General features: G+C 47.6%; 11 protein-coding genes and 3 pseudogenes. 9 read left to right on the top strand and 5 right to left on the bottom strand.

The features are described 5' to 3' along the window. Window positions 1-111 precede the first annotated feature (111 nt). From dcp to AB6731_RS05710, 5 genes and pseudogenes are all read left to right on the top strand, one after another. The gene (dcp, locus tag AB6731_RS05730; RefSeq protein ID WP_371006032.1) at window positions 112-2145 is read left to right on the top strand and encodes a peptidyl-dipeptidase Dcp; all 2034 of its coding nucleotides are present in this window, start codon (window positions 112-114) and stop codon (window positions 2143-2145) included. 85 nt (window positions 2146-2230) lie between these two features. Continuing rightward, window positions 2231-2485: pseudogene (locus tag AB6731_RS05725) on the top strand (DUF4113 domain-containing protein); the annotation flags it as partial. A gap of 278 nt (window positions 2486-2763) precedes the next feature. After that, window positions 2764-3597 carry a GIY-YIG nuclease family protein gene (locus AB6731_RS05720; protein WP_371006031.1) on the top strand — a complete coding sequence of 278 codons (834 nt, stop codon included), beginning with the start codon at window positions 2764-2766 and terminating at the stop codon, window positions 3595-3597. A gap of 550 nt (window positions 3598-4147) precedes the next feature. Beyond that, a complete protein-coding gene (locus AB6731_RS05715; RefSeq protein ID WP_371006029.1) occupies window positions 4148-5974 on the top strand; it encodes a hypothetical protein in 1827 nt (608 codons plus the stop codon). Window positions 5975-6050: 76 nt separating this feature from the next. Further along, on the top strand, window positions 6051-6653 hold the full coding sequence (locus tag AB6731_RS05710) for a tyrosine-type recombinase/integrase (RefSeq protein WP_044857612.1): 603 nt from the start codon (window positions 6051-6053) through the stop codon (window positions 6651-6653). A gap of 162 nt (window positions 6654-6815) precedes the next feature. Here AB6731_RS05710 and AB6731_RS05705 read toward each other — a convergent pair whose 3' ends face one another. Beyond that, the gene (locus AB6731_RS05705; RefSeq protein ID WP_032681105.1) at window positions 6816-7562 is read right to left on the bottom strand and encodes an SDR family oxidoreductase; all 747 of its coding nucleotides are present in this window, start codon (window positions 7560-7562) and stop codon (window positions 6816-6818) included. A 223-nt stretch (window positions 7563-7785) separates the two neighbouring features. Then, window positions 7786-7911: pseudogene (locus tag AB6731_RS05700) on the bottom strand (LysR family transcriptional regulator); the annotation flags it as partial. 225 nt (window positions 7912-8136) lie between these two features. On the opposite strand from AB6731_RS05700, the gene AB6731_RS05695 reads away from it, so the two are divergent. The 3 genes and pseudogenes from AB6731_RS05695 to asd all read left to right on the top strand — a co-directional run bounded on the left by AB6731_RS05695 (window position 8137) and on the right by asd (window position 10174). Next, window positions 8137-8589, top strand: coding sequence for a cyclophilin-like fold protein (locus tag AB6731_RS05695; protein ID WP_371006027.1), 453 nt, complete (start codon window positions 8137-8139; stop codon window positions 8587-8589). A 37-nt stretch (window positions 8590-8626) separates the two neighbouring features. Continuing rightward, a pseudogene (locus AB6731_RS05690) lies at window positions 8627-8821 on the top strand (M3 family metallopeptidase); the annotation flags it as partial. Window positions 8822-9055: 234 nt separating this feature from the next. Beyond that, window positions 9056-10174 (top strand): aspartate-semialdehyde dehydrogenase, encoded by a 1119-nt coding sequence (gene asd, locus AB6731_RS05685; RefSeq protein ID WP_086532577.1) that lies wholly within the window; start codon window positions 9056-9058, stop codon window positions 10172-10174. Between the two features lie 87 nt (window positions 10175-10261). On the opposite strand, the gene iraP is transcribed toward asd, so the two are convergent. From iraP to AB6731_RS05670, 3 genes are all read right to left on the bottom strand, one after another. After that, complete coding sequence (gene iraP, locus AB6731_RS05680) at window positions 10262-10597, bottom strand: anti-adapter protein IraP (RefSeq protein ID WP_014169912.1); 336 nt, start codon at window positions 10595-10597, stop codon at window positions 10262-10264. A 135-nt stretch (window positions 10598-10732) separates the two neighbouring features. Continuing rightward, window positions 10733-11638 (bottom strand): alpha/beta fold hydrolase, encoded by a 906-nt coding sequence (locus AB6731_RS05675; protein WP_182268666.1) that lies wholly within the window; start codon window positions 11636-11638, stop codon window positions 10733-10735. A 51-nt stretch (window positions 11639-11689) separates the two neighbouring features. Next, window positions 11690-12298 carry a TetR/AcrR family transcriptional regulator gene (locus AB6731_RS05670; RefSeq protein WP_074146999.1) on the bottom strand — a complete coding sequence of 203 codons (609 nt, stop codon included), beginning with the start codon at window positions 12296-12298 and terminating at the stop codon, window positions 11690-11692. 218 nt (window positions 12299-12516) lie between these two features. Here AB6731_RS05670 and AB6731_RS05665 point away from each other — a divergent pair, with 218 nt between their 5' ends. Then, a complete protein-coding gene (locus AB6731_RS05665; RefSeq protein WP_371006024.1) occupies window positions 12517-13713 on the top strand; it encodes an MFS transporter in 1197 nt (398 codons plus the stop codon). Window positions 13714-13717 lie beyond the last annotated feature (4 nt).

The raw sequence follows: 13717 nt of genomic DNA, 5'->3' as shown, positions 1-13717 counted from the left end.
CTAACATAGCACGGCCGCGAAGGATGCGTTAAGGCAACATTTGTATGACGGCATTGCAGGCAGTGGCGGCCTGGCCTACTCTGGGAAGATAACCGTACTCAGGAGTGAAAGATGTCGGCCACTAATCCCTTTTTTGAAAGCAGCCTGTTGCCTTATCAGGCACCCCGATTCGACGAAATCAACGACGGCCACTACCGCCCGGCATTCGATGAAGCGATACGCCAGAAGCGAGCCGAAATTGACGCGATTGTCGCGCAAACGGCCGCCCCGGATTTCAACAATACCGTGCTGGCGCTCGAAAAAAGCGGTGCCATGCTCTCGCGTGTCAGCAGCGTTTTCTTCGCCATGACCTCTGCGCACACCAATGATGACTTACAGGCGCTTGAGGAGCAGATCTCTACCGAGCTTGCTGCCCTGGCGAACGATATCTGGCTTAACGACACGCTGTTCTCTCGCGTGGAGAGCGTCTGGCAGGATTGTGCTGCGCTGGACGCCGAATCCCGTCGGCTGGCAGAAGAGACGTACCAGCACTTTGTGCTGGCCGGTGCGCGGCTGAATGATGCAGAAAAAGCGGAGCTGAAAGCGCTGAATACCGAGGCGGCGACCCTCACCAGCCAGTTTAATCAGCGTCTGCTGGCCGCCACCAAAGCCGGTGGGCTGGTCGTGGATTATGCACATCAGCTTGATGGACTCAGTCCTGACGAGATTGCGACGGCTGCCCATGCCGCCGCGGAGAAAGGGCTGAACGATCGCTGGTTGATTCCGCTGCTGAATACCACTCAACAACCCGCACTTTCCGCGCTGCGTGACCGTCAGACGCGGGAAAATTTGTTTAACGCGGGCTGGACGCGTACCCAGAAAGGGGATGAAAACGATACCCGGGCACTGATCCTGCGTCTCACCGCGTTGCGTGCGCGTCAGGCAAAATTGTTGGGGTTTGAGGACTACGCAAGCTGGAGTATCGCCGATCAAATGGCGAAAACACCTGCCGCCGCGTTGGCTTTTATGCGCGGAATTGTACCCGCCGCACGCACCCGAGCGACGCTTGAGCAGGCCGATATCCAAAAAGTGATTGATGACGAGCAGGGCGGGTTCACCGTGCAGGCGTGGGACTGGGCCTTTTATGCCGAGCGCGTGCGCCAGGCGAAATATGCCCTCGACGAGTCGCAATTCAAGCCGTACTTTGCGCTCAACACGGTGTTGCAGGATGGCGTATTCTGGGCTGCAAGCCAGCTGTTTGGCCTCCGCTTTGTCGAGCGTTTCGATATTCCGGTTTACCATCCTGATGTCCGCGTGTGGGAGATTTTCGACCACACCGGCGAAGGGATGGCGCTGTTCTACGGGGATTTCTTTGCCCGCGAATCGAAAGCCGGTGGGGCGTGGATGGGGAATTTCGTCGAGCAATCGTATGAGTTTGCCTCGCGCCCGGTTATCTACAATGTCTGCAACTATCAAAAACCGGCTAACGGTCAGACGGCGCTGATCTCCTGGGACGATGTGGTCACTCTGTTCCACGAGTTTGGTCATACGCTGCACGGTCTGTTTGCCAGCCAGCGCTACGCCTCCCTCTCCGGCACCAATACGCCGCGTGATTTTGTCGAGTTCCCATCGCAAATCAACGAGCACTGGGCGAGCCATCCGCAGGTGTTTGCCCACTATGCCCGCCACTATCAGACAGGAGAGCCGATGCCCGAGGCGCTGCGCGATAAAATGCTTAACGCGACGCAGTTTAATAAAGGTTATGACATGACCGAGCTGCTTAGCGCTGCGCTGCTGGATATGAACTGGCACGGCATCAGCGAACCCGTGGACGATGTTGACACCTTTGAAGCGGCAGCACTGCACAAAGAGGGACTGGATCTGCCCGCCGTTCCACCGCGCTATCGCAGCAGCTACTTCGCCCATATCTTTGGCGGCGGCTACGCGGCAGGGTATTACGCTTATCTTTGGACGCAAATGCTGGCAGACGATGGCTACCAGTGGTTTGTTGAGCAGGGCGGGTTGACTCGCGAAAACGGACAGAAATTCCGCGAGGCCATTTTGTCGCGCGGGAACAGCACTGATTTAGCTGAACTTTACCGGAACTGGCGCGGGCACGAGCCGAGGATTGAACCGATGCTGGAGAATCGTGGATTGAGTGCTTAAGGGCTTTTTTAGTATGGGAACAGAACCGGGCGCGATGCCCGGTTTTTTTTGACCGATTTTTCTTCCCCAAAATCATTAACGCCACATAAAGTGCCTGGATAAAATCTGGAAGGATGACCATCGTTATCAGAAAGCCGGAATAATGTTGGGTGACTTCTTCAGCCAGGGGGTGGCCCAGCTCAACCTTTTCGATGAGAACGCGCCGTATGCTGGCAGCGAAAAGTTGATTGAGGTGTTCGATCACCTGAATGCGAAAGACGGGAAAGGCACGCTTTACTTTGCAGGGCAGGGCATATAGCAGTATTGGCAGATGAAACGTGAAATGCTGTCGCCGAGATAGACGACCAGATATTCAGATCTGCTAAGGGTCCGGTGATTTTCCCAATGTCCAGGGCCGTTATGTGCCAGAAGCTGACGTTGCCAATATAGTCATCTATGTCAATTTAAAGGGAGCTGGTCAGTATCTTATTCAGTCGTCAGTAAGTTACCTGCCGAAGAGAACGTTGTTGAAATCGAATATTGTGTTAATTTGTGAGCAACAGCTTAGTGAAATGCGGGCATGTAACGTGAAGCCACGGCAAAGAGTTAACAGACTCAGCTGATTATTAAGGAGAGGAATTGAAGCTTTTTGATTATCTGAAGATGGAATTTCCTGATCTCACGCCTGAAGCCACCAAAGTCCATCTTGCGCAAACAAATGATTATAAAGAGGATCCGCTGGTTAAATTCCGGGGAGGGACTTTCGACGACTGGCAGTGCTGGCAGAAGCGGCGGGAGTTTAGCCGCAGATATGTCGTTTCCCTGATCAGGGTCCCGGGGACTGACACTTGGCTATTTGCGGGAGTATTTCAGCAGATAGGTAACGCGGGAAAGAAAGCCTATCCTGATCGTGAGGAACTGTATTATCAGTACCACCTTCAGAAAATCCCAGAGACTGAAGAGTACGCTGGAAGGATGTATATCAGCTTTAAAAATAAAGTCCGCAACTTCATTCGCCTCGGTGAAAGTATTCAGAGCGAACTGGTTATCAGCGCCATCACCCCAGCACGTCAGACCTTCGGCGAGTTTCCAGGCTACCGCAACGTCGTGCTGGACCGGAACAGCATCGGCTCGATCCTCAGACTTAATCTGCAATCCTGGCGTACCGCACTGTCCGTGGTTAAAGGCATCTATGTATTAACCGATCGGGACGGCGGAAAACTCTACGTTGGAAAAGCCGATGGAATTGAAGGGATATGGGGCCGATGGGAATATTATTTTGGTTCCAGGCATGGCGGCAATGTAGGTCTTAAGGAAGCTTTCGGCACAGGCGATGAAAACCGACTACAGAATATCACTTTCGCGATCCTTGAAGTCATGGATCTTAATGCCGAAAAAGGTGAAATTGATCGCCGCGAAACTCACTGGAAACAAATACTGCTCTCGCGGGAGTTTGGCCATAACCGAAACTAATAAAGCCTGTAAAAACACGCTGAACTGTTCCCATTGATTAGGACTCAGCATCAATTGTGGGAGCATGCTTTATTGCCGCTCCTGGCCGTTGCCGTGGGCTGCTATGTGCTAGGATCGGAAGTTGCAAATTTTCCTCATTCTATTGATTCAAAATGAATCAGAACTTAGATTGAAGACTAGCAATCTATGAGCAAGGATATGTACTGTGAATGGTTTTAAGAAAATAATTTTTTCCGATTGCATTGGGGTAGGACTGCAATCACCGATGACCTTTCTAGTTATTAATACTCATATATTCTCAAAAATTATCTTCAAAATAAAACACGCCGTCTTTAAATTTAATACTAAACACATCGATTATATTGTTAAGTCTATTATTTGTAAATATTATTATTGTACCATAGTCTCATTGTATGTTTCATTAATTCTACTATGCACACATAAATTACATGGGAATAATCCAATGAAAATTCAAAATATTACATCTGATAAATTAACATTATTATAATCATTTTTATTGATAGTTATATAAACAGTGGCAGGGTGCGATATGAAAGAAAAAGCTTACTCACCAACATCTTATTTTTTCGATGAAAAAAAATGGTCAGAGGAATTCTCTTCAAAAGAAAAAGAGACATCTAGCCTTTTTCATGATGGTTTAATCATCGGAGAACTTCTGAAGGAAATTGATAAAAAATGCGCAAGATTAATTAATGTTATAAATGGAATTTCAGAACAGGAGATCTTGGCTTATCAACAATGGTTAACCCTTGATTTATTTTTTCAGAAAAAAAATGGAAGATTTAAAGGGAATATTGATTCTCTATTGGAATCCATTCAAGAATCAAGTCAGTTATGCCTAAAACTGTCAAGAAAAAAATTCGTCAAATATCAGCCAAATGATATATACCATGAATTATATCAATTAGCATCGAAAAGAATTTACTTACAAAAGCAATGGGAAAAGATAGAGAAATCAAATTGGACATTTAAACCTGACGATAGAGGCGTGATTTTATCTCCAAGTGAATGTGAAATTGATTTCGGTGAAAAAACTGCTATTCAACGATTTGAAGATCACATGGTGCAATTATTACATGAGGCATATAGTTCTGGCGGAATCTCCGACCCAAAAATAAAATTAGTGCCAAATGACGCGATCATTGAAAATAATACAGTCAAGGTTATTTATAATGAGCCTAATGAGGATACTCACATTCAACATAACCTGCTATTAAATCAACATCCATTCTATTATAGAGATTATAAAAATGTTCCATTAAATGATTTCCAATCTTTGACTTTATTTGACGTGCGATATTTTTGGCTGGTTTTCTCTAGATTATCAACTTGTATAGTTAATCGATTTTTAACAGATGGAAACGTTTACCAACCAGTAGTTTTTACTAAAAAAAGCTTAGTGGATATTATAACGCGCTGTATAAAAATAAATATATTAAAAGCTGAACAATTAGTTGAATTACACACAAACACAAAGGGTGAATTATCTGATTTTTATCTCAAGCCACTTTATATTTTAAATGGAAATTACCATATTAATTTAGGCGTATTTATAGCAGGGCAGTTAACTAGAGTTATTGATAATGTGGTCAAAAAACAACTAAATACAAAAAAAATTGAAAAAGGAAAGTTCTTTGAAAAAAATGTCAAAAGCATTTTATCTGAGCAGATCTCTAAAAATAAAGTATTACAAGATGGATTTTGCCGTGTGTTGGCTCTGGGTTTTAAACAATCTAAAGGCAAAAGAAATGAAGAAATAGATCTTGTAATGCGCATCGGGGAAACTTATCTCTTGATAGAGGCGAAATCTTTTATCTATAGAGCTGGAACTACTGGGTATCATAATAATTTAAAAGAGTTGAAAGATTCTAACGCCAATCAAAAAATAGATTTTTTTCTTTCTGAATATGATCGATTCAAGTCAATTTATGATAAGGAGGCCATGTTTCCCCTAAAGCCAGAAAATGTTATTTTTTGCTATTTGTCTAGTGTTCCACATGCAGCCGGAATAAAAATAAACAACATGCCAGTAGTTGACTTATCTATACTGGAACGCTACTTTGATCAGGGTAATTTTGAAATGAGGAATAAAAACAATGAGTCTAAAGTCTTTAAGTTTTACACTAACTTTGAGGAGGCGGAAATAAATTTAAAAAGATATTTAAATAACCCTCCACAACTTGATCGCCTTCGAAAGGCATTTCGGTATGTGAGATCAAGTTTTATAATGAATTTAAATGGCATGAATATTTCTTTTCAAGAAGCTACGTTCAACCTTAGTGAAGAACAAGAACTTCAAACGCTCTCAGATTTGTGGTTACTTGCTGACTCTTGGCATAATACTTCTATCACATAGCAGCAACCTTTACGTCCGCTCCTCGCTCATAAGGGACAACCATACTCAAATCTCCCACATTGCAGGAGATTTGAGTATGAACACGTCACCGTGGAACAAAGACCGTATCATCGGCCAAAAAAGACCACTTCAGATATCTCATATCTGGGGGATCCGAATCCGGCTTGAACTGGAAGGTAAAACGCGCGATTTAGCTCTGTTCAATATGGCCCTGGACAGTAAGCTTCGAGGCTGTGATCTGGTCAAACTCAAAGTATCTGATGTGGCATATGGTAGCTTGGTTTCAAGCATAGCAACGGTGTTGCAACAGAAAACCGGTAGTCCTGTGCAATTTGAGATAACCAAAGGAATAAGAGAAGCTGTTGCTGCATTGATAAAGCTTGGCAATTTGCACAGTAAAGACTTCTTGTTCCGGTCTCGGGTCGGAACTAATCAGCACATATCAACCCGACAATACAACCGAATCTTTCATGGGTGGGTAGAAAAGCGTGGTCTCGAAGATTCGCTTTACAGCACACATTCCATGAGAAGAACAAAACCTTACCTGATCTGCAAGAAAACCAAGAATCTTCGGGTGATCCAACTTCTGTTGGGCCATAAGAAACTGGAAAGCACAGTCCGCTATCCGGGCATTGAAGTAGATGATGCGTTAGCAATCTCTGAATCGATTGAAGTCTAAGGTTGTCAGGGCTGCAACAGCAGGCCTGTGCCAGAAGCGGACATTTCTCGCTGTTAGGTGCAGGAAAAATCGTGTTTTAGGCTTAGGAAAAGGCATAGGGGTATGCCGAATCTGAAAGCCTAAATCCTGATAGTTTTTCTCCAGTTGCCGCCACTAAACTAATTACAATTCCTGAGCCGTTGGTCTGAAAATAATTTCACTCACACCAACATCTTCTGGTTCATTAATTGCGAAGGCTACCATGCGTGCAAAGGTTTCTGCTGGCACGCCAACATTTTCAACGTAATCCTGGTTTGCAGCCTTAACATCTTTATCCGTTATATGCTCCAGCAGTTCTGTTTTAACAGCACCGGGAGAGACTAACGTGACGCGAATGTTATGTGCCGCCATTTCCTGGCGCAAACCATCGGTTAATGCACGAACAGCAAATTTTGTCGCCGAATAGACAGCAGAACTCTGGAAGACAAGGTGTGCAGCAACAGATGCGGTGTTAATGATATGACCTGTTTTTTGTGATTTCATATAAGGCAGCACCGCAGCAATCCCGTGTAGAACCCCGCGCAGATTGACATCAATCATCTGATTCCATTCATCGACATTTCCCTGTTCAAGGCGGGAAAGTGGCATCAGGCCGGCATTATTGATAAGAACATCTACACGACCGAATTTGTTGACCGCAGTCTCAATGAGGTTGTTTACGTCATCAAGTTTCGTCACATCGGTTGCGACGGCGATGGCTTCTTTATTCTGCTTTTGGAGCTCACTCGCAATGGCCTCTATGCGGTCTATTCTCCGCGCTGCCATCACAACCTTTGCTCCTTTTTCAGCAAGATAACGTGCAGCCGCTTCACCCATACCGCTTGATGCACCCGTGATTACAATTACTTTGCCTATGATGTTATCTGTCATTTTTACTCTTCCTGAATAGGTGATGGGCTGTTGTCACCACTATCAGACTGAGATCAGGTTCAATCTCTTCAGACTTCAGTGACACATTCCTGAACAGGGATAATCTTAGCAGCAGAGCATTAATTCGATAATGCGTATAAATTTATATTGATTATGAGTACAGCTCATTAATTGGAGATACGTTACGGGTAGTTCGTGTGAGCAGTAGGATCTGCAGCCGTTATTCCCGCGTCGATATTGCCTGGCTGAGAGCCGGTTGCGCACCCCTTGGTTGAGCCTTCGCACGGGTTAAACTCCCTTCGCGGGTGACGGTAATGAAATAAAGGAGGTCATTCAGATTACGTTTCATCAGTGAAATACTCGCAAAACATAACTATAGCTTATAAGCCCATTAAGCAATCATTAGCTAGTCGGCATACATCTATCGTGTAGAATTTCCAGTAAGAGAGGAGTCCGGAGATAAGCATACGGTTCTGAACCCATTTGATAAATTGACTTCTTTTTAAAAGCTTATCTAAAATAATCATTGATGCTGCACCTGAAAGGTGCAGCACATTTGCGGGAGAGAATCTGGATGAAAAAAATATTATTCCTGTTATTTATTATCATCACGACCTTTTTATTCCCGGTTCGTGCCAGTAATTCTTTACAGCCAGACAAGGAAGAAGTCGTGACCGTTAAAATGACTATCAATCAGCAAACTTTTTACGTTGAACTTAAGAATAATCCAGCCGCACAGGCATTTATTGAACAGCTTCCCCTGACTTTAACGATGGAGGAACTTAACGGGAACGAGAAATTTGCTGATCTGCCCCGTCCCTTACCGACCCACCAGGTCAAACCTGGAACCATTAATCAGGGCGATCTCATGTTATATGGCCATCGTACCCTGGTACTTTTTTATGAGACCTTTCAGACAAACTACGGATACACACCCGTTGGCAGAATAATAGCGCCAGAAAATCTTGGTAAAATTGCAGATGAACAAGAAGTAATAGCAAGGTTTACCACAGATAAAAAAGGTTGATCTGTATTATCAAACACTGAATCTGGATTACCTATAGACGCAAATGCTGGCAGACGATGGCTATCAGTGGCTTGTCGAGCAGGGTGGTTTGACCCGCGAAAACGGACAGACATTCCGCGAGGTGATTCTGTCGCGCGGGAGCAGTAGTGATTGAGCTGAACTTTACCGGAACTGGCGCGGCCACGATCCGAGGATTGAACCGATGCTGGAGAATCGCGGGTTGAGTGCGTAGCGCTGATTCAGATCAGTCACAAAACCGGGCGTGAGGCCCGGTTTTTGTTTGATTATGTCTTACCCACAATTTTAATTATTTATGCCGTGTAAAAGGTATAAATATTGCTGATGCCGTATGAAACATTTTAATAATGGCCGAATGTGATGCAATTCGTAATGACCATTAATGTGGGATGAGATATAACATGTTTTGAAAAATTAACATTCTCATAACGTCATTAAGGTTAAGCAAATGAAGCAGGTTGGTATTGTTGGTTGGCGAGGAATGGTGGGCTCTGTTTTGTTACAAAGAATGGTCGAAGAGAACGACTTCGACAATATTTCCGCGCATTTTTACAGTACTTCCAGTGCAGGTGCCGCTGGTCCCGTCATTGGTGGCGTCAACCACACACTCAAAGATGCTAATTCTATTAGCGCCCTGGCCGAAATGGATATCATCATAACCTGTCAGGGCGGGGATTATACCAAGGCAATTTATCCTGCGTTGATTAACCATGGCTGGCAAGGCTACTGGATTGATGCGGCCTCAGCGCTACGGATGGATGAAAAAGCCTGCATTATTCTCGACCCGGTTAACCGCACAAATATCGATCGTGCCATCAAAGAGGGAATTAAACTTTTTGTTGGGGGCAACTGTTCCATTACGCTGAGTCTTATGGGACTGTCAGGGTTAATTAAAGCTGACCTGATAGAATGGATGAGTGTGATGACCTATCAGTCTGCATCCGGAGCGGGGGCTAAATATGTCCGGGAGTTAATTACTCAAAGCGCTTATATCAGTAAACATTTATCTGCTGATGAGCTGGAATCCTCAGGTTCAGTGCTTCCTTTAGTCAATAAAGTGAGTGAATTAATTAACAGTGCTAACATGCCCATCCAGAATTTCGGCGCGCCTTTAATGGGCAGTATTATTCCATGGATTGACAGCGATTTAGGGGATGGTAATAGCAGAGAAGAATGGAAGGGTGAGGCAGAAACGAACAAAATTCTTGGTCTCTCTCCGGGTACGATTGCAGTAAATGGCTTGTGTATTCGGGTCGGTGTGATCCGTTGCCATAGTGCTGCAATAACCCTGAAGCTCAAGCGTGAAGTCAGCGAAGAAGAATTTGCAGAGCTTGTGACGCATTCCCATCCATGGGTTAACTATGTGCCCAATAATAAGGATGACAGTGTCAGTAAATTGACTCCCGCTAACATTAGCGGTTCGCTGCAGGTGGGTATTGGCCGTTACAAGAAAATGTCGCTTAACAATGACCCTATTTACTCGGTTCTGACGGTCGGCGATCAGCTGTTGTGGGGCGCTGCGGAACCCTTGCGACGGATGTTGAATATTCTGTCTGGCAAAGTCTAATCACGCTCACACGGCCGTGGCGCGCTGCGCGTAAGGCGTGGGTTTAACGAGAAGCTGGAGACTTAACTCCAGCCTCAAGGAATGGTTTCAATCTGAGGCCGTTTCGCCTGGGGCTTCCTTTAATGATTCGATACTTATCTCTGAGTCATTAGTTTCGAGTAGCTGGGTTAATAAAATCAGGTTATTGAATTCGTTCAGTAACATTTCAGCGTCGGATTTGAGCGGCGTATCTGCTGCTTCAAGCGCTGCGTTGATCGCTTTTCTGACATTCTCGAGCATTTCGTTCATACCGCCATTTTTACCAATGGTCAGTAACAACGCGCCTATCAACAAAGACTGCGCTTCTACTTTGGCCGCCAGCTCTTTAGCTTCAGCGTCCATTTTGGAAATTTTTGCGATAACACTGAGTATCAAGTTTTTCATAATGCCCCCTTATTTTCTTTGCGAGATTAACTCCTTAATAAATTTTGAGCGAGGTTTATTTTATGGCGACAGCAATTGTCTTTGTTGATGAAGCAGGGCACGGTGCCAGCAGTGATCAACACCGTGCGCTTCCTGTTAACGGAAGAAGTCTGCCAGGGCCTCACTCAGGGCCTGAGGTTGTTCATCGGGAATGAAATGACCGCAATGAGCAAGCGTAATGCCACTCACCGTCTCTGCAAACTGGCGAAGCGGGGCAGCCATATCGGCAATCGAACCCTGATCGGCACTGACGGCCAGCAGCGGCACCCGAAGTTTTTGCGTTTCAGCCAGCGTCCGGTTCTGAACAGCGGAGACCGCCGCTTCTCTGTAAGGGGCCAGCCCGGCACGCAGCGCCCCGTTTTGCTGCATCAGGCGGACATACCGGGCGATATCCGCATCGCTAAAGGCCATCGGACTGGCAGTTTTTCGCCGCAGGAACCATTCGAGGTAAATCTCTTCACGCCCGCTAATTAAGGCTTCCGGCAGGTCGGGGAGAAGATGAAACGCGAAGTGCCAGGTTTTCCAGGCTTTTTCTGGCGTCGCGGGCAGGGCGTCCGGCAAAGTAATACCCGGGATACCGGCATCAAGCAGAGCCAGCTTGATTACCTGCTGTTCATAACGCAGGGCATACGGCCAGGCAACCCATGCACCTACATCGTGGGCGGCCAGGTAATGTCTTGTGATCCCAAGTGCCTGCACCAGCCCAAAAACCGAACTGGCCAGCGTGAGGGTATCGTAGCCAGACTGTGGCTTATCGGAGTCGCCCTGGCCCGGGAGGTCGAGTGCGATGATATCGTAACGATCGGCTAAAAGAGCCATCACCTTATGCCAGGCAAACCCGCTTTGCGGGAAGCCTGCAAGCAGCACGATTGTTTCACCTTGCGTCTGTCCGCCTCTGACATAGTGCAGACGAACCCCATCGACCGTTGAGTAATAGTGCGCAAAACCGGGCAAGTCCGCGACAGGCTGCGACCACGGAAGGGGGATTGAATTCTCAAACATAACTACCTCCAGATATTTAGGAAATGATCATTTCCTTTATGGGTAAATTTTTTAGGCGAGTAGCGCCATCACCGTCTCTACCAGCCGTTCGCGTGCCGGTAATTCTCCGGCTTTGCCCGCCACACGCATGCCCAGGACCAGGCACAGCAGTACGCCGCTCAACGCCTGTGCGTCGTGACGTGAATTAACTGAACCGTCCTGCATACCCTGTTCGATCAGCTGGAGGATCGCGTGCTGATTTCGCGCAAGCGCGCTCTGCACCAGCCCGGCAATTTCGCCGTCAAACTGGCTGAGTTCAAGGGTGCTGCCGACCACCAGGCAGCCGCGGCGCCCTTCGACAGCGCTGGCCGATTCAAGATAAAAGTTCAGCAGCTCGGCTATTTTGGCCCGGCCATCAGGTTGTCGCGCCAGACGCTCGCGCAACGATTGATTACGCAGGGAGGTATAACGTGCGAATACCTGCAGGAAAAGGCCACGTTTATCGTGAAAGGCTTTATAAATACTGCCCGCAGTGAGCTGCATCGCGTCGCTCAGGTCACTAATCGACGCGCTGTGGTAACCCTTTTCTCTGAATACCGGCATCGCCAGATCCAGGGCCGCATCGAGATCAAACTGCCGCGGACGTCCGCGCTCGCGTGCGTTCTGTAGCTTCTCAGACATTGTGCTCATCATTTAGGAAACAATCGATTCCTAAATACTCCCATAAATGGGCGTATCTGGAAAGCGTGAAGTTCTATAAAAGAGTTTGCCGCGGCAGAAGAGTTGAGAGGTCATTTTAGCTTCAACACGCTCCGGTATACTGCATCGTGATTTTAACAGGGCGTCGAACGTACAGGCCGTCGCTAACAGAGCCAGCCAATATGCAAAAGGCAGGAAGTATGTCTCTTCGTTCACTGCGGGCGTTGTGCCTGACAAGTTTTTTCATTGCTGATGTTCGCGATGGCCTCGGGCCCTTTCTCGGCATCTTCCTGACGGAACGTCACTGGACCCCGGATGATATCGGCATCCTGATGACCGCCGGGGGGCTGGCGGGATTACTGGCAACGCTGCCGGCGGGATTTATTACGGATACCTCCCGTAATAAGCGTTCGGTTCTGGCACTGCTTTGTATCGCCATTACGCTGAGTACGCTGCTGCTCTGGTTTAGTCAGCAGAGCGGCGTCGTCGCCGTCTCGCAAATTATCACCGGTATCTGCGCGGCGTTTGTGGGGCCACTGATTGCGGGTATTACGCTGGGTCTGACGGGCCCGAGCGGGTTTAGCGCGCAGATGGGGAAGAACGAGGCGTTCAACCACGCCGGCAATTTCCTGACGGCGATGATTGCGGGCGGCATTGCCTGGTTCTGGGGCGTCGGGGGCATTTTCCTGCTGATGACCAGTACTACGCTTCTGACGTTGTGCGCGCTGCTTGCCATTCGTCATACAGATATCGACAACGATGCGGCGCGGGGGCTGACCTCTTCAGACCGTCAACCGGTCCCCGGCGTCGCGGTGCTGATTAAAAACCGGGCGCTGTTGATAACCGGGCTGACGCTGTTGCTGTTCCATCTGGCCAATGCCGCACTGCTGCCGATGCTGAGCATGAGGGTTGCTGCGGCACCGGCAACCATCAATCCCGGATTATTTGCGGCGGCCACCGTCATCATTTCTCAGGCGGTGATGATCCCCGTCGCCATTGGGGTGGCAGGCCGAATTGAGCGCTACGGTTACTGGCGTTTCATCATGCTGGCCCTGCTGATCATGCCCGTTCGGGCGGCACTGGCAGCCTCCACAGACGCCCCGTTGATGATGATCCCGGTACAAATTCTTGATGGTCTGGCCGCGGGGATCCTGGGCGTTGTCGTGCCGTCGTTTATCGTGGTGCTGTTGCGCGGGAGTGGGCACGTGAATGCCGGGCAGAGCGTGGTCATGCTGATGCAGGGTGTCGGAGCAGCAATGAGCCCGGCGTTAACCGGCACCATTGCCGGTCATTACTCTTTTGCGACGGCCTTTAGTGTGCTCAGCGCCATTGCGTTGCTGGCTGTTCTGCTCTGGTGGCGCTTTGCTCACCGGAGCTGGACACCAGACCGGGCGTAGCTGG

Origin of the sequence: Enterobacter sp. RCC_40, assembly GCF_041360735.1 — a bacterium.
In the GTDB taxonomy this organism is placed as follows: Bacteria; Pseudomonadota; Gammaproteobacteria; order Enterobacterales; family Enterobacteriaceae; genus Enterobacter; species Enterobacter ludwigii.
This window is presented reverse-complemented; position numbering and strand designations above follow the sequence as displayed.